The organism is Pseudomonas sp. HMSC063H08 (assembly GCF_001813645.1).
GTDB lineage: Bacteria > Pseudomonadota > Gammaproteobacteria > Pseudomonadales > Pseudomonadaceae > Pseudomonas > Pseudomonas aeruginosa.
In genome coordinates this window covers 1-16244 of record NZ_KV813375.1, presented here as the reverse complement: position 1 = coordinate 16244, position 16244 = coordinate 1, and the positions used below count along the sequence as shown (strand labels likewise).

General features: G+C 64.9%; 13 protein-coding genes and 1 pseudogene. 12 read left to right on the top strand and 2 right to left on the bottom strand.

The window, feature by feature from the left end; genetic code table 11:
- Positions 1 to 132: 132 nt before the first annotated feature.
- From HMPREF2924_RS07585 to HMPREF2924_RS07575, 3 genes are read left to right on the top strand one after another with little or no spacing between them, the layout of a single operon-like run.
- Positions 133 to 1014 carry a DUF4123 domain-containing protein gene (locus tag HMPREF2924_RS07585; protein ID WP_003136119.1) on the top strand — a complete coding sequence of 294 codons (882 nt, stop codon included), beginning with the start codon at positions 133 to 135 and terminating at the stop codon, positions 1012 to 1014.
- Positions 1011 to 4535: a toxin VasX gene (locus tag HMPREF2924_RS07580; RefSeq protein WP_003125801.1), complete on the top strand. Its 3525-nt coding sequence runs from the start codon at positions 1011 to 1013 to the stop codon at positions 4533 to 4535. Before HMPREF2924_RS07585 ends, HMPREF2924_RS07580 begins: the two co-directional genes overlap by 4 nt.
- Positions 4536 to 4587: 52 nt before the next feature.
- Positions 4588 to 5661, top strand: a complete 1074-nt coding sequence (locus tag HMPREF2924_RS07575) for a hypothetical protein (protein ID WP_003136117.1) — start codon at positions 4588 to 4590, stop codon at positions 5659 to 5661.
- 130 nt (positions 5662 to 5791) lie between these two features.
- Here the strand turns inward: HMPREF2924_RS07575 and argH are convergent, their stop codons facing one another.
- On the bottom strand, positions 5792 to 7186 hold the full coding sequence (gene argH / locus HMPREF2924_RS07570) for an argininosuccinate lyase (RefSeq protein ID WP_003136115.1): 1395 nt from the start codon (positions 7184 to 7186) through the stop codon (positions 5792 to 5794).
- A gap of 224 nt (positions 7187 to 7410) precedes the next feature.
- Here argH and algZ point away from each other — a divergent pair, with 224 nt between their 5' ends.
- The 8 genes from algZ (at position 7411) to rsd (ending at position 14865) form a co-directional block, all read left to right on the top strand.
- Positions 7411 to 8487: an alginate biosynthesis two-component system sensor histidine kinase AlgZ gene (algZ, locus tag HMPREF2924_RS07565; protein WP_003096404.1), complete on the top strand. Its 1077-nt coding sequence runs from the start codon at positions 7411 to 7413 to the stop codon at positions 8485 to 8487.
- A gap of 4 nt (positions 8488 to 8491) precedes the next feature.
- Positions 8492 to 9238, top strand: coding sequence for an alginate biosynthesis regulator AlgR (algR, locus tag HMPREF2924_RS07560; RefSeq protein ID WP_003096397.1), 747 nt, complete (start codon positions 8492 to 8494; stop codon positions 9236 to 9238).
- A gap of 108 nt (positions 9239 to 9346) precedes the next feature.
- On the top strand, positions 9347 to 10288 hold the full coding sequence (gene hemC, locus HMPREF2924_RS07555) for a hydroxymethylbilane synthase (RefSeq protein WP_003141963.1): 942 nt from the start codon (positions 9347 to 9349) through the stop codon (positions 10286 to 10288).
- On the top strand, positions 10285 to 11040 hold the full coding sequence (locus HMPREF2924_RS07550; protein WP_003114032.1) for a uroporphyrinogen-III synthase: 756 nt from the start codon (positions 10285 to 10287) through the stop codon (positions 11038 to 11040). Before hemC ends, HMPREF2924_RS07550 begins: the two co-directional genes overlap by 4 nt.
- A gap of 26 nt (positions 11041 to 11066) precedes the next feature.
- A complete protein-coding gene (locus tag HMPREF2924_RS07545) occupies positions 11067 to 12197 on the top strand; it encodes a uroporphyrinogen-III C-methyltransferase (RefSeq protein WP_003136112.1) in 1131 nt (376 codons plus the stop codon).
- On the top strand, positions 12194 to 13432 hold the full coding sequence (locus HMPREF2924_RS07540; protein ID WP_003096390.1) for a heme biosynthesis protein HemY: 1239 nt from the start codon (positions 12194 to 12196) through the stop codon (positions 13430 to 13432). Before HMPREF2924_RS07545 ends, HMPREF2924_RS07540 begins: the two co-directional genes overlap by 4 nt.
- 179 nt (positions 13433 to 13611) lie before the next feature.
- Positions 13612 to 14103, top strand: a complete 492-nt coding sequence (locus HMPREF2924_RS07535; RefSeq protein ID WP_003099230.1) for a disulfide bond formation protein B — start codon at positions 13612 to 13614, stop codon at positions 14101 to 14103.
- Between the two features lie 279 nt (positions 14104 to 14382).
- On the top strand, positions 14383 to 14865 hold the full coding sequence (gene rsd / locus HMPREF2924_RS07530) for a sigma D regulator (RefSeq protein ID WP_003120370.1): 483 nt from the start codon (positions 14383 to 14385) through the stop codon (positions 14863 to 14865).
- 61 nt (positions 14866 to 14926) lie between these two features.
- Here rsd and HMPREF2924_RS07525 read toward each other — a convergent pair whose 3' ends face one another.
- Complete coding sequence (locus tag HMPREF2924_RS07525; RefSeq protein WP_003136110.1) at positions 14927 to 15556, bottom strand: FKBP-type peptidyl-prolyl cis-trans isomerase; 630 nt, start codon at positions 15554 to 15556, stop codon at positions 14927 to 14929.
- Between the two features lie 125 nt (positions 15557 to 15681).
- Between HMPREF2924_RS07525 and algP the strand changes: the two are divergent.
- Positions 15682 to 16244: pseudogene (gene algP, locus HMPREF2924_RS07520) on the top strand (alginate regulator AlgP); the annotation flags it as partial.

The following is a 16244-nucleotide window of genomic DNA, read 5'->3' as shown; positions in this document are numbered from 1 at the left end:
CGCTGTTGCCGGGGCCGCTGCGGCAGGCCGACGCGGACAATCCGGGCGACCTGCTGATCCGCGCGCAGCGTCAGGCATTGCTGCAGAAGAAACCGATCTGCGCCATCTGCGAAGCGGCCAGGGCGAAAACCGATGCGCACTGAACCGATGCTACCCGCCTTGCCCGCCGACCTGCCCTGGACGCTGAATGCCTACCTGCTGCTCGATGGCGTCAGCGTCACGGAACTGCCGCGCAAGCTCTACCAATGGAGCGATACTCCGACCTTCGAGCCGCTGTACCGCGACAGCCGCTGGCAGGAACTGCTGGACCTGTCGCCCTGCCTGGTCGCCCTCGACGGCCGCCAGGACCCTATCCTGCAGGCGTTCCTCGACAACGCCACACAGGAATGGGGCTACCTGCTCTTCGCCCGGGTCAGCTTGCCGATCCTGTCGCAGCACCTGCGGGACCTTCTGTGCGTCCAATCTCCCCATGGCGAGCCGGTGCTGCTGCGCCTGGCCGACCCGGCAGTGATGCATAGCCTGCTGAAACATGAACGCATGGAACTGTTCGGTCCGATCGAGCAGGCATGTGCTCCAGATGCCCTGGAAATCCGCTGGTGGCAACACCGGCGAAGCGGTTCGGCGATCGCTCGCGACCGCACGCAGCCCTACCGTCTGAGCGAGGCCGAATTCGATGCACTTGGCGAAGTCAGCTTCCGCCAGACCCTCATGGACATGGATCGCCACATGAATCTGTATTTCCCCGGCTATCGCCCGGCCCTGTGCGGCCGAGAGCGCTTCCAGCACCTGCGTATGCTGGCCGAGCAGGCCTACCGTCGTGGGATGTGCTCGGCGCGGGACATCCTGCTCTACGCCAATATCTTCGGCTACCTGGGCGAGGATGCGCTGGACGCGCATGCGGACATCGCCGTGCTGCTCGATGGTCCCTCCAGCCAATCCCCGGCGCAGCGGGTGGCCGCTGCGGCCGAGCTGGCGGTGCGTCGCGCCGCCGAGACAGAAAGGATGCATTCATGACTGCGCAGGCCACACCCCGGCGAGACAGCGCCAACCTGGCGGCAAACGAAGCCTCGTCCAGCGATAGTCGTTCGCCGAGCGGCACCTGTCCGTTGATGAACGCCAAGGTGCAGCTGTTGCCGCTGCGCTACGGTTTGACCGAAGGCGTCGATCCGAGCGCCGAGCTGGCGATGCCTTTCGCCCTGAAAAGCCGGCCGCTGGGTCTGCGGCTGGTGCGCAATGGCTATCTCTACGTGATCGACGGCGGAACCGGAAAGCTGCACGAATACCGCATCGACAAGGGCGCTATCGACAAGCTGCTGTGGCAGGACGCCGAGGTTCGCGCCGACGTACGCAGCCGCGCGGTCGGCGAGCCCCAACTGGTCTTTCCCCGTACCAGCATCCTGTACGTGGCCTATTCGGAGCTGCAATGGACCGCGCGCAAGTGCATGCAGGTGCTCGCCAGTCCGAAGGACCGCGAGCACTTCATGCAGGCCGTCGATCTGCGCCGCGCCGACCCGCAGCAGGGGGGGCCGCATCTGCTGACCCGACGGCAGGCGGAAACCTGGCTGGCCGAAGTGGTGCAGAACAAGGTGCATCGCGACGAGCAGGGCCAGCAGCGCTTCCCGCCCCACCAGCAGCGCCCGGCCAGTCCACCCGCCGCCCATCCGGACGAACGACGCGACTACGTCTGGGAGGATCCGCCGCTGTTCCGCGATACCCAGCTCGGCGAGTTGACTGCGCAGGTACTCCCGCAGTACGAGCATGATGCCCTGTTCCTGGCGCTGCGCGACGACATCGGTGTGATGCGCGACCTAGCCGCCTACCAGGACGAAGTGGTCGGCTGGCTCGAGGAATGGCTGCAGGGCGGCGCCCAGGCCGGGGCCAACGAGCGCGACTACGTGATCGCCTGCTACATCGAGTCGTTGACCCAGATCCGCGCCGCGGAACTGCCCAAGCTGGCCGACGAGGGTGCCCAGCCGCTGTTCGACGATCTCGACCGGCTGCCACCTCCCGAGCGGGAGCGATCGCGCCAGGCCTTGCTGGACTACCTCAACGGCGAGCCGTTGCCGAAGCCGATGGACCCCGCCATGCCGGAGCCGCTGCACAGACCTGTGGAGCGACACTTCACCAAGCGGAAAATGGCGGTTGCCGATCCGGCCTTCGTCGAACGCAACCTGGACGCCCTGATCCGCCTGAAGAAGAGCCACGGCGAAAAGGTCGACGACGCGCTGCATGGCGCCAAATTCGGCCAGCGTGGCATCGACGACCTGATCGACCGTCCCGCCATGGATGCCTTCCTCGCCGCCAACAGGCCCAACCTGGCGCGCTGGAACGCCCTGCTCGAGCAGATCAGCGCAGACCGCACGCAGATGCTTACCGAGCAGCGATTCCATCGCGCCGCCTGGTACTACGATTTCCAGCAGGCCGAGCAATTGGGACTGGCCTTCGCCACCCAGTACGCCTGCCTGAAGGATATCTGCCGCAGCGACGAGGCCAGCGAGGCCGTGCTCGCCTTCCTGGAGGAAAATCCGCAATACGATCGCCCATTGTTCCAGACTCTGCCGTTGAACACCCAGGCCGAACTGATCGCGCAATACGCGCAGCTCGGGCCGCCCGGCCATCTCTGGCTCTCCAAGCTGAAAGAGTGGGCGCAGCAGCGCGACTCGCTGGAGCTGGGCAAGCTGCCCGCTCTCGACGGCTTGCCGGAGGCCACCCGAGCGCTTGCCGACAGCGCCCAGGCCACGCTCAACCCGGCGTTGACCCTGGGCATCAGCCGGACCATGGAGGGCTTCTTCAAGAGCGTAGGCCAGCAGCAGGCGCCGGATCTCGACGCACTGTTCCGCAAGCTGCCCAAGGCCCTTCCCGGTCGCCTGCTCGACGCCGCGGTCCGCGAAGGGGTGACCTTCACCATTGCCAGCGAAGCGGAAAAGGCCATCCTCCAGGCCGACCTGAAGGAAGTGCTCGAACAGCGCGCGGAACTGCGCCGGCTGGTCCGCCAGCGCAAGCAGGTGAAGAGCCAGGCCGGACACAAGTCGACGGACGCCCGCGCCCTGCTCGCCGACATCCAGCGTGTCCGCCTCCAGCTCAACGCCCTGGAGCCGCGCCTGGCCGCCGCCCTCAGCCCGATCGCCGAGCTTCCGGACAACAGCATCCGTCTCGCCGGTGCGACACCAGGCCGCGCCGGAATCACCTTGATCCTGCCATCTGCACAGTTACAGGAAGTTGCCAGTGGTATCCGTAACCTGCGCAATGGCTATAGCAGTGCAGCCGCGTTCAATAAGGTGGGGGATGGAATTGGTCTGGCTGTGTTTGTGGCGCAGTTTGTCAATATGGTGCAGGTATGGCGGGGGGTTATCGCGACTTCGCCGGATAAGCGTGAGCTAATGCCGCTGGCTGGTTCTATTTTCACCACAATATCTGCGGGCGTAGCGGCAGCTCAGGCCATTGCCGATACAGCTCTTCAGGCCAGAAGTGCTCAGTTGGCACAGGGGCTGCAGAACCACGCTGTGGAAGTTGCTCATGTACAAATGGGAAAACTGCACTTACGCCTAGGGTTTGTGGGATATGCGGCAGGTTTTTTTGCAGCAGCTGTTGCTACTCAAACCCACTATGGCGAGTGGCTTGGTGCTATACGCAGCGGAAATGCTCAAGCTCAGCAAGGTGCCGCTTTAGCTATGGTTGGCTCCAGCGGAATGCTGGCCAGCAGCGCCTACGGGGTATGGCATACGGGGTATGCTTTAAAAGGTGTGCTCAGGGCTGCAACACCTGCTGCCGAGCGTACAGCCTGGGCATTGGCTGGCACGCGACTTTCGAGCATATTTGCTCGATTCAATATCGCCGGCGCCATTTTCACCGCCCTCGAACTGGTAGGAACCTATTGGTATAACCGCAGTAATACCACGCCCCATGACGATTGGTTGCTCAGCACACCCTGGAGCCGCGACATCGGAGGGCGCCTGAACCAGTCCCTGGAAATCTATCAGCAACGACTTCTGGGGATCGTCCAGACGCCAAGAGGTGAGGTCAAGCACGCGAGTCATGGCAGTTGGTGGCGAGACCTGCTCTCCTCACCTGCCACTGCGGAGATCAGCCTAGCCTTGCCTGGTATCAGTCTGGGAGCACTGCAGCAGACTTTGGCCGGGCGCCCTGAAGTACGCTTGAGCCTGGCGGCCTACCGCATTCGTAGCGTGAAATACGAAAGAGGTTCGCCCATGGTGCGTTGGTTCCCCGTCACCGAAGTTGTCGGCGACAGTCTACAGGTCGCGTCCGCCGAACCGTTGGTGTTGCTGGTGCCGCGGCTAGCGCCGCTGGAGGGTGTGACCGGGGGCTCGGTCACGGAGGATCTATTACTGGCTGTACAGATCGAACGACTGAACCCGCAGGGTCAATATCATGCCGATCGGCACATGGTTCGCCTGTCGCCACACAGCGAAGGAGACTATCCTGCTTCGCCACAACGTATCCAGGGGCAGGAAGCATCCTGGATGCTAATTGACCCCCGTTTGCTGCCGGATTTTGCCGATGCTCCAGAACGATAAGCCCATGGATGTGCCGCCGTTGCGACTGATGGAGAGCCACCGAGCAGGTGATGTGGTTCCCTTTTCAAGCGGGCTGGTCAGTTATCTCGCGCCTTTACCTCTACCTACAGTCCAGCCCGCACAGGACTATTCTCATGCCGTGGGGGAAATGAATGATACTTATCTTGACTTCGGGACAGGGCTGCCCAATGCATTTGCCTGGCAGGTCAGATTAGGTGGCCCATTTACTCTCTGGATAATATCTGTTTTTTTAATTCCAACCCTAATGATGGTCGGCACGCCTTTGTTAGGTGGTGATATAAGCACGGCTAAACAGTTGGCTGTAGGGTTGTTTGATATAGGGATAACATATGGTTCGGGGTGTGCGCTGTTTGGCTTTCTTATCTTGTTAAGTACATGGTGGTCCAATCATATAAAGTATAAAAAGATCATCCCTACTCGCTTCAATCGCCAGCGCCGCGAAGTTTGCTTCGTCCCAGAAAGCCACTCCGCCCCCATCTTCGTCCCCTGGGAGTCCCTATCGGCCTGGGTGATCCAGGCCCAGGGTGCCACCCAGTACGGCATCCAGCGCCAATACGGCATGGGTGTGGGCTTCCATCATGCCGCCAGCGGCGAGGACTTCTCCCTGGAGTTCCCTTGTGCCGGCCTGCCTCTGGCCATCGCCAACTGGGAGGCCGTCCGAGCCTATATGGAGCATGAGGTGCACAGCCTCAAGGAAATCCAGGACCCACTCGACCTGCAAGGCCCGGACGACCCGCCTCACGAGGGGCTGCACACCTTCCGCAATGCCCGCGCTCGTGCTCATCGTCGCTACCGGGAGGGTGAAGTAGGGCGTTGGTATATGGTCGGTTGGTATCTCTACCACGCAATGGATTTATGGACGCTGCCATTCCATCTAGTCGAATGGGAAATCCGCCGGGTCAAGCGCATGCAGCGCCAGGAGTTGCCCGAGGCCATGCGTGCCTGGTCACAGCCCCTGCCATCCGAACAGTGGGTCAGGCCCAGCGAGGAGCTGCAACGTCAGAGTCAACGGGTGAGGGCCTTGCGACAGCGTGATCCGCAACGCTCGATCATCGAGATATTTACCGAGGTACGGCGAGAGGCTTCGGCGACTGGCGTGCGCTGAGCGCCCGTCGTTTCCGGAAGCATAGCTGGCGGAGCGTCGTCGGCTGCGGAGGTGGGGGATACGGAGCGCTAAGGCTGCGCTCCGCGTGTCGCCCGACCCTGCTGGGTGCGAGGTCGGATTGTCGCAAGCCTCAGCGCTGGGCGAGCAACTGCCGGCCGCGGGCGACGGCGGCACGGACCTGGTTCGGCGCGGTGCCGCCGATATGGTCGCGGGCGTTGACCGAGCCTTCCAGGGTCAGCACGTCGAAGACGTCGGCGTCGATCTGCTCGCTGAAGCGGCGCAGTTCGTCGAGGCTCATCTCGGCGAGGTCCTTTCCGCTGTCCACGCCGTACTTCACTGCGTGGCCGACGATCTCGTGGCAGTCGCGGAACGGCAGGCCCTTGCGCACCAGGTAGTCGGCCAGGTCGGTGGCGGTGGAGAAACCGCGGCGTGCCGCCTCGCGCATGATCTCGCGCCGGGGCCGGATCGCCGGGACCATGTCGGCGAAGGCGCGCAGGCTGTCGCGCAGGGTGTCGGCGGCGTCGAACAGCGGTTCCTTGTCTTCCTGGTTGTCCTTGTTGTAGGCCAGCGGCTGGCCCTTCATCAGGGTCAGCAAGCCGGTGAGGGCGCCGAACACCCGGCCGGACTTGCCGCGTACCAGCTCCGGCACGTCGGGGTTCTTCTTCTGCGGCATGATCGAGGAGCCGGTGCAGAAGCGGTCGGGCAGGTCGATGAACTGGAACTGCGCGCTGGTCCACAGCACCAGCTCTTCCGAGAAGCGCGACAGGTGCATCATCGCCAGGCTGGCGGTGGCGCAGAATTCGATGGCGAAGTCGCGGTCGGAGACGCCGTCCAGGGAGTTGCCGCCAACCGCGTCGAAGCCCAGCAACTGGCAGGTGATCTCGCGCTGGATCGGGTAGGTGGTGCCGGCCAGGGCCGCCGAGCCGAGCGGCATGCGGTTGACCCGCTTGCGGCAGTCGACCAGGCGCTCGTAGTCGCGGCCGAGCATCTCGAACCAGGCCAGCAGGTGGTGGCCGAAGGTCACCGGCTGGGCGGTCTGCAGGTGGGTGAAACCGGGCATGATGGTGTCGGCTTCCGCTTCGGCCAGGCCCAGCAGGCCCTCCTGCAGGCGGGTGATCTCGGCGAGGATGGTGTCGATCTCGTCGCGTAGCCAGAGGCGGATGTCGGTGGCCACCTGGTCGTTGCGCGAGCGGCCGGTGTGGAGCTTCTTGCCGGTGACGCCGATGCGGTCGGTCAGGCGCGCCTCGATGTTCATGTGCACGTCTTCCAGGTCGACGCGCCAGTCGAAGCTGCCGGCTTCGATTTCCGCCTGGATCTGTTGCAGGCCGTCGACGATCGCATCGCGCTCGGCGTCGCTCAGCACGCCGACCTTGGCCAGCATCGTGGCGTGGGCGATGGATCCCATGATGTCGTGGCGGTAGAGACGCTTGTCGAAGTCGACGGAGGCGGTGAAACGGGCGACGAAGGCGTCGACGGGCTCGCTGAAGCGGCCGCCCCAGGACTGGTTGGTCTTCTCTACGCTCATGGTATCTCTCGCTGCAACAAGAAACGGACAGGCCGCGCGGCCTGCGTGACGGGCAAAGTGCGACGATGATAGCAGGCCGGGAGGAAAAACCGGCGGCTCGTCGACGAAGCCGGAACGAGCGCTGTTTCGCGGTTTTTTGCGGCAGATGGCATTTCGGTGCTTTATTTCGCCCGTACGCCCGCGGCTGTCTTGCGGGCGCCCCGGGCCTTGCGGAAACTCTGTCGATGCCTATCCGATTCAAGCCCGGCCGCTCGACCCGGCCGGCCGTCCAAGACGACTTCTTCATTCCCGAGCTCTGCGAAGCCGAAGCCCTGTTCACCCTGGTGCTGCTGGCGGAGCTGCTGGTGCTGGTGCTGGTGCTGGCGGAGCCGATGACGCCGAGCTTCAACTGGGTGCGCCTGGCCCTGGCGTCGCTGTTCGTGCAGTGGATCGTACTGCTCTCGGCGGCGCTGTTCTGCCGCCTGCGGCCACTGCTCGCGCGCCTGCCGGTGGCGCTGGCGGGGAGTGCCTGCTGCCTGTTGGTGGTGGCCCTCACCCTGGGCTGCACGGCGGTCGCCGAGCACTATCAACTGGGCGGAGAACTGACGCGTGCCGGCGAGGTCAATCTGTATCTGCGGCACGCGCTGATCGCGCTGATCATGTCCGCCCTGGTGCTGCGCTACTTTTACCTGCAGAGCCAGTGGCGCCGGCAGCAGCAGGCCGAGTTGCAGGCGCGCCTGGAATCGCTGCAGGCGCGGATTCGCCCGCACTTCCTGTTCAACAGCCTGAACAGCATCGCCAGCCTGATCGAGCTGGACCCGCTGAAGGCCGAGCATGCGGTGCTGGACCTGTCCGACCTGTTCCGGGCCAGCCTGGCGAAGCCCGGCACTTTAGTTTCCTGGGAGGAGGAACTGGCGCTGGCAAGGCGCTATCTTTCCATTGAGCAGTATCGTCTTGGCGATCGCCTGCAACTGGACTGGCAGGTGCACGGGGTGCCGGCCAACCTGCCGATCCCCCAACTGACCTTGCAGCCGCTGCTGGAAAATGCGCTTATCTATGGCATCCAGCCGCGGGTCGAAGGTGGCCTGGTGCAGGTCGAGGCGGTTTATCGTGAAGGAGTGTTCCAGCTATGTGTGAGCAACCCCTACGACGAGGCGCTCGAGTCGCCCCCGTCGAAAGGCACGCGACAGGCGTTACACAATATCGATGCACGACTTGGGGCACTTTTCGGGCCTAAAGCGAGTCTCAGCGTCGAGCGCCGTGACGGACGGCACTACACCTGTCTACGCTATCCATGTGCGCGACTCATGCAGGAAGCCTGAGCTTATGAATGTCCTGATTGTCGATGACGAACCTCTGGCGCGAGAGCGCCTGGCCCGATTGGTAGGGCAACTGGACGGCTATCGCGTCCTCGAGCCCTCGGCCAGCAATGGCGAAGAAGCGCTGACGCTGATCGACAGCCTCAAGCCCGATATCGTCCTGCTGGATATCCGCATGCCCGGTCTGGACGGCCTCCAGGTCGCGGCCAGACTCTGCGAGCGGGAAGCGCCGCCGGCTGTGATCTTCTGCACGGCCCATGACGAATTCGCCCTGGAAGCCTTCCAGGTCAGCGCCGTGGGCTACCTGGTCAAGCCGGTGCGCAGCGAAGACCTGGCCGAGGCGTTGAAGAAAGCCTCGCGACCGAACCGCGTGCAACTGGCCGCGCTGACCAAGCCCCCGGCCTCCGGCGGCAGCGGTCCGCGCAGCCACATCAGTGCGCGGACCCGCAAGGGGATCGAGCTGATCCCGCTGGAAGAGGTGATCTTCTTCATTGCCGACCACAAGTACGTGACCTTGCGCCATGCGCAGGGCGAGGTGCTGCTGGACGAGCCGTTGAAGGCGCTGGAAGACGAGTTCGGCGAGCGCTTCGTGCGCATCCACCGCAACGCGCTGGTCGCCCGCGAACGGATCGAACGCCTGCAGCGTACGCCGCTGGGGCATTTCCAGCTCTACCTGAAAGGCCTCGACGGCGATGCACTGACCGTCAGCCGGCGGCACGTGGCCGGGGTCAGGCGTCTGATGCATCAGCTCTGACGGCGGTCGGCGGTTCGCCAGCGACCCGGGTGCGGCTATCGGGCCCAGCGTCCGCGCACTCGGGTTCGAACTGTTATCATGGGCGCATCCCTGTGCACGGAATATCCCATGTCGTCCCGCGAAATCCGCATCGCCACTCGCCAGAGCGCCCTCGCCTTGTGGCAGGCCGAATACGTCAAGGCGCGCCTGGAGCAGGCTCATCCTGGCCTGACCGTCACCCTGCTGCCGATGACCAGTCGCGGCGACAAGCTGCTCGACGCACCGCTGGCGAAGATCGGCGGCAAGGGCCTGTTCGTCAAGGAACTGGAAACCGCCCTGCTCGAAGGCGCCGCCGACATCGCGGTGCATTCGATGAAGGACGTGCCGATGGACTTTCCCGAGGGGCTCGGCCTCTACACCATCTGCGAGCGCGAAGACCCGCGTGACGCTTTCGTCTCGAACACCTACGCCAGCCTCGAGCAACTGCCAGCCGGCAGCGTGGTCGGCACCTCCAGCCTGCGCCGCCAGGCGCAGCTGCTGGCGCGCCGGCCGGACCTGCAGATCCGTTTCCTGCGGGGCAACGTCAATACCCGCCTGGCCAAGCTGGATGCCGGCGAATACGACGCGATCATCCTCGCCGCCGCCGGCCTGATCCGCCTCGGCTTCGAGTCGCGCATCCGCTCCTCGATCAGTGTCGACGACAGCCTGCCCGCCGGCGGACAAGGCGCCGTCGGCATCGAATGTCGTACTGCCGACAGCGACTTGCATGCCTTGCTGGAACCCTTGCACCATTCCGACACGGCTCTGCGGGTCACTGCCGAGCGCGCGCTGAACAAGCGACTCAACGGCGGTTGCCAGGTGCCGATCGCCTGCTACGCCATCCGCGAGGGCGACCAGCTGTGGCTGCGCGGCCTGGTCGGCCAGCCTGATGGCACCCAGTTGCTGCGCGCCGAGGGGCGGGCGCCACTGGCGGAAGCCGAGGCGCTGGGCGTGCGGGTGGCCGAGGACCTGCTGGAGCAGGGCGCCGAAGCGATTCTCGAAGCCGTCTACGGCGAGGCCGGACATCCGTGAGCGGCTGGCGGCTCCTGCTGACGCGCCCCGACGAGGAGTGCGCGGCCCTGGCCGCCAGCCTCGGCGAGGCTGGCGTCCATAGCAGTAGCCTGCCGCTGTTGGCGATCGATCCGCTGGAAGAAACCCCGGAGCAGCGTACGCTGATGCTCGACCTGGACCGCTACTGCGCGGTGGTGGTGGTCAGCAAGCCGGCGGCGCGCCTGGGGCTGGAGCGGCTCGACCGCTACTGGCCGCAGCCTCCGCAGCAGACCTGGTGCAGCGTCGGCGCGGCGACCGCGGCGATCCTCGAGGCCTACGGCCTCGACGTAACCTACCCTGAACAGGGCGACGACAGCGAAGCGTTGCTGGCGCTGCCGGCGTTCCAGGATTCCCTGCGCGTGCACGATCCGAAAGTGCTGATCATGCGCGGCGAAGGTGGCCGAGAATTCCTCGCCGAGCGCCTGCGCGGCCAAGGCGTGCAGGTGGACTACCTGCCACTCTACCGGCGCCGGGCTCCGGACTATCCGGCCGGAGAGCTGCTGGCAAGGGTGCGGGCGGAACGCCTGAACGGCCTGGTGGTCAGCAGTGGACAGGGTTTGCAAAATCTGTATCAGTTGGCGGCAGCCGATTGGCCCGAGATAGGCCGGTTGCCGCTGTTCGTACCCAGCCCGCGGGTCGCCGAGATGGCGCGCGAACTGGGTGCGCAACGGGTGATTGATTGCCGGGGCGCGAGCGCGCCGGCCTTGCTGGCGGCCCTGACGAGCGCCGCCTAGAACTTTCTTGACCAAAGGATGGACCTGTGAGCGAAGCAGTCACTCCCCAAGACGACGCAAGAACTTCCACTTCCACCCCTTCTCCCGTTGCACCCGATGCATCCAGGCGTTCCGGTACCGCCACCGGCCTGGCGTTGCTCGCCCTGCTGGTTGGCGTGGCGGGACTCGGCGCGGGTGGCTGGAGCTTCTGGCAGGTCCAGCAGTTGCAGGGCACCGAGCGTGACCAGCTGGCGCAGCTGGAAGATGCCCGTGGCAAGACCGAATCCCTGACCCAGCGCAACCAGCAACTGGCTGCCCGCCTGGACGCTTTGCCCACCGCGGACGAACTGGAGGCCCGGCGACGCCTTGTGGTGGAGCTGCAGGGCGACCAGCAGCATCTTAGCGAGCAACTGAAGAAGGTCCTCGGCCAGAGCCGCCAGCAATGGCGACTGGCCGAGGCCGAACACCTGCTGCGTCTGGCCAGCCTGCGCCTGTCCGCCTTGCAGGACGTGGGCAGCGCCACCGAACTGGTGCAGGGCGCCGATGACATCCTGCGCGCGCAGAACGATCCCGGCGCCTATGCCGCCCGCGCCAAGCTGGCGGCCAGCCTCGAGGCCCTGCGCGCGTTGCCGGAGCCGGACCGTACCGGGCTGTTCGTGCAACTGGCGGCGTTGCGCGAGCAGGTCAACCAGTTGCAACCGCTCACGCCGACCTTCAAGGAAGGCGAAAGCGGTGCCAGCAATGTCGCCTGGGGCGACGGCAACAGCACCTGGGAGCTGTGGTGGGAGAAGATCTCGCGCTACATCCGCATCGATTTCAATGCCGGCCAGGACATTCGTCCGCTGCTGGCCGGCGAGCAATTGGCGCAGGTGCGCCTGACCATCGGCCTGGCCCTGGAGCAAGCCCAGTGGGCGGCGCTGAATGGCAAGCAGGAAGTCTACGAGCAGGCGCTGAAGCAGGCCCAGGACGTGCTGGACGGCTATTTCAACGTAGAGCTGGCCGACAGCCGCGCGTTGAAGTTGCGTATCGATGAGTTGGCGAAGCAGCCGGTCACCGTGCAGGTCCCTGACCTCGCACCGGCCCTGAGCGCCTTGCAGGCCTACGTGTCGCGCCGCGAGGCCGCTGGCAACCTGGTGCCCGAGGCGCAGGCGGCTCCGGCCACGGAGGGCCGTCCATGAGACGCATCTACCTCCTGGTTCTGGCGGTGGTGCTGGTCGCCACGCTGGTTGGGCTGGCGATCTCCGAGCAGGCCGGCTATGTGCTGATCGCCTACAAGAGCTTCCGTTACGAATCCAGCTTGTGGTCGTTCCTCGCCCTGCTGGCGGTGGTCTGGCTGCTGGTGGTGCTGGTGCGCCTGGTCCTGCGCCTGCTCGGCAGCTCGGGGCGGGTGGTCAACCCCTGGTCGCGCTACAACCGCCGGCGTCGCGTGCAGATGGCCGAGCACAGCGGCCTGCGCGATCTCGGCGAAGGCAACTGGCCGCAGGCACTGCGTCACTTGCGGCGGGCGGCGGAGATGGGCGAGCGGCCGCTGATGCATTACCTCGGCGCGGCGCGGGCCGCCAACGAACTCGAACGCTACGACGAGGCCGACGACCTGCTGAACCGGGCTCGCGAGCGCGAGCCGGACGCCCAATTGCTGGTCGGCCTGACCCGTGCGCAACTGCTGATCAATCGCGGCGACTACCCGCAGGCACGCAATACCCTTGAAGAGCTGCACGGGCTCCAGCCGCAGCACCGCACGGTATTGCGGCTGATGCAGCAGCTGTACGTCACCCAGCACGACTGGCAGGCCCTTTGCGTCCTGCTGCCGGAGCTGCGCAAGGAGCGTGTGCTGAAGGATTCCGAACTGCGCGACCTCGAACGCCGTGCCTGGGTGGCTTCCTTGCAGGAAGCCGGCGAGCGTGGACTGAACGAGGGCGAGACGGCGTTGCAGCCGCTGACCCAGCGCTGGCAGAACGTGCCTTCGGCGCTGCGTGCAGACCCGGCGATCGTCGCGGGCTATGCCGCCCAACTGCTTCGCCTGGGCGCCGAGGAAGAGGCCGAAGAAGTCCTCCGCCATGCGCTCAAGCAAGGCTTCGACGCGACCCTGGTGCAACTCTACGGGCAGGTGCGCGGGCGCGATCCGGGCAAGCAATTGCAGGCCGCGGAAGGTTGGCTCAAGGAACATCCGAACGATCCCGGCCTGCTGCTGACCCTGGGGCGCCTGTGCCTGATCAACAAGCTCTGGGGCAAGGCCCGGGAATACCTGGAGGCCAGTCTGAGCTTCCAGCGCAGTGCCGAGACCTGCGCCGAGCTGGGACGCCTGCTGGCGCAGCTCGGCGAGGTCGAGCGCAGCAACCAGTTGTTCCAGGAGGGCCTGGTCCTGCTCGATCGGCGTACTCCGGGGCTGCCCGTGGTGGTGGCGGGCATTTGAGCATGGGGAACGCCACCCGGCGTTCCCCGTTCGGCTCCATCGGCAGGACTGTGGCGGCTTGTCGCGGGCGCCCGGAATGATTCGGGATGTCTTGCCGCAGAGCGGCCTTGCGGCTTGAAACGGCCGGAGGCTTTCCACTACCGTAGGCGGCCTTTCCCCTGTGTACCTGTGGATCCGCCATGCCCCTGGCCAGCCCCCGTCAGCTTTTCCTTCTCGCGTTCCTGGCCTGCGTCGCCATCATGGGCGGGGCGCTGTACCTGGAACATGTGGTTGGCCTGGAGGCCTGCCCGCTGTGCGTCGTGCAGCGGATCTTCTTCATCCTGATCGGCCTGACCTGCCTCGCTGGCGCGATCCAGGGGCCCGGCCTGCGTGGGCGGCGTATCTACTCCGTGCTGGTGTTCCTGCTCGCTCTCGGCGGCGGGGCCACGGCCGCCCGCCAGGTATGGTTGCAGACCGTTCCGCTGGACCAACTGCCGGCCTGCCTGCCCAGCCTCGACTACATGATGCAGGCGCTTCCCTTCCAGGAAGTGATCCGCCTGGTCCTGCATGGCACCGCGGATTGTGCCCAGGTGAGCTGGACGCTGTTCACCCTGAGCATTCCGGAATGGAGCCTGCTGGCGTTCGTTGCCTATCTCGGTTTCTCCATCGTGCAGTTCCTCCGACGTGCCTGACGCGGGCTGTCCCGTGGCCTTTCGTCAGCTCTCGAGCGTCGGCCGTATCGATTTGGCGAAAACCAGAGCGGATGCGGGATACCGATCAAACATCCGTATGAATTTTTCTGTACGGGCGTCTTGATGGGGTCATCCCGGGGGCATAATCTGGCTTTCCGTAGCGCCGGAGTCCGCCCCTTGCACAGGCGTTCTCCCACAGAGCGCAGAGAGTGCGTCAGCAATGCGTCTCGGAGCGGACGATGATTCTCCGGGACGTCCGAAGAGGGAAGCGAGGACAACATGCTCGAAAGCTGCCGTAATGCCCAAGAGCGGTGGGGGGGCGTGCACCAACTGATCGATCGCTGGCTGCATGAGCGCCAGCAACTGGTGCAGGCCTTCGATGCCCTGAGCGGTATTCAGGCACCGGCGCCCAACGCCGAAGAACTCCAGCATTTTTGCCAATTGCTGCTGGACTACGTATCTGCCGGACACTTCGAGGTCTACGAGCAACTGACGGCGGAAGGCAAGGCCTTCGGCGATCAGCGCGGCCTGGAGCTGGCCAAGCAGATCTTCCCCCGGCTGGAAGCCATCACCGAATCCGCGCTGAACTTCAACGATCGCTGCGACAACGGCGATTGCCGTGAAGGAGCCTGCCTCATCGCGGAGCTGAAGGTCCTGCGGCAACAGTTGCACGAACGCTTCGAGCTGGAGGACTGCCTCATCGAAGTCCTGCACAACGCCCACAGCCAGAGCGGCGCAGAGGGTTCGGCAGTACCGGTCTGATTCACCGGCGAGTCGTTACGAAACGGCGCGTCTCCATGCGGGAGAGCGCCGTTTTTGCATTTCAGCGGACGCCCAGCAGGTCGATCTCGAAGACCAGCGGAGCGTCGGGCGGGATCAGGTCGCCAGCGCCTTCGTGGCCATAGGCTTGCGTCGAAGGAATCACCACTCGCCAGCGCGCGCCGACAGGCATCGCTCGCAATGCTGTGCGCCATCCCTCTATCACACTGTCCAGGGCGAACCACTCGGCGCTTTCGCTCTGGTCGAACACTTGACCGTCGGCGAGCAGGCCGCGGTAACGGACGTGTACCTGGGTTGCCGCGCCGATGCCGTTACCTTGGCCACGACGTAATTCGCTGACGAGGACGCCGCCGGTCAATTCGCGGACGCCGAAGCGGGCTTTTTCGTTGGCCAGGAAGCGGGCCTCGGCGGGTGTGATCCGCGGTGTTTCCGTCGTGGCGTTCTCGTGTTGCAGCAGAAGTTTTTCGATGCGTTCGGGGGGGATTTCAAGTGCCTCGCCGCGATAGGCCTGGCGCAGTCCGAGAAGTAGTTCGGATAGCTCTAGGTCGGGCATTTCCTGCTGTAGGCGCGTGCCCAGGCGGGCGCCTACAGCATAGGCCAGTTCGTCCTTGGGGGGCGCGGCGAAAAGCGGCAGCGGCAGTAGAAAAAGACCGATGAAAAGGCGGCGCGGCATGCGGTTTCTCCAGACGAATCGGCGGGCAATCCTGGCGCACGTCGCTTGTAGCACATCGAACCCGTTGGCGAGAGGGGGTTTGCGGGTCTAGTATGGGCGCAACCACGTCCGCCTGGAGGCACGTCATGTCGGCCAACAAGAAGCCCGTCACCACCCCCTTGCACCTGTTGCAGCAACTTTCCCACAGCCTTGTCGAGCACCTGGAGGGTGCGTGCAAACAAGCGCTGGTCGATTCGGAAAAGCTCCTGGCCAAACTTGAAAAGCAACGTGGCAAAGCCCAGGAAAAACTGCACAAGGCTCGCACCAAGCTGCAGGATGCTGCCAAGGCCGGCAAGACCAAGGCACAGGCCAAGGCGCGCGAGACCATCAGCGACCTGGAAGAAGCGTTGGATACCCTGAAGGCCCGGCAGGCGGACACCCGTACCTACATCGTCGGCCTCAAGCGTGACGTACAGGAAAGCCTCAAGCTGGCGCAGGGTGTCGGCAAGGTGAAGGAAGCTGCTGGCAAGGCTCTGGAGAGCCGCAAGGCGAAACCCGCGACCAAACCTGCTGCGAAGGCGGCAGCCAAGCCTGCGGTGAAAACCGTAGCGGCGAAGCCTGCGGCCAAGCCTGTGGCGAAAACCGCGGCAGCGAAGCCCGCAGCCAAGCCGGCGGCGAAGCCCGCGGCGAAAACCGCAGCCGCGAAGCC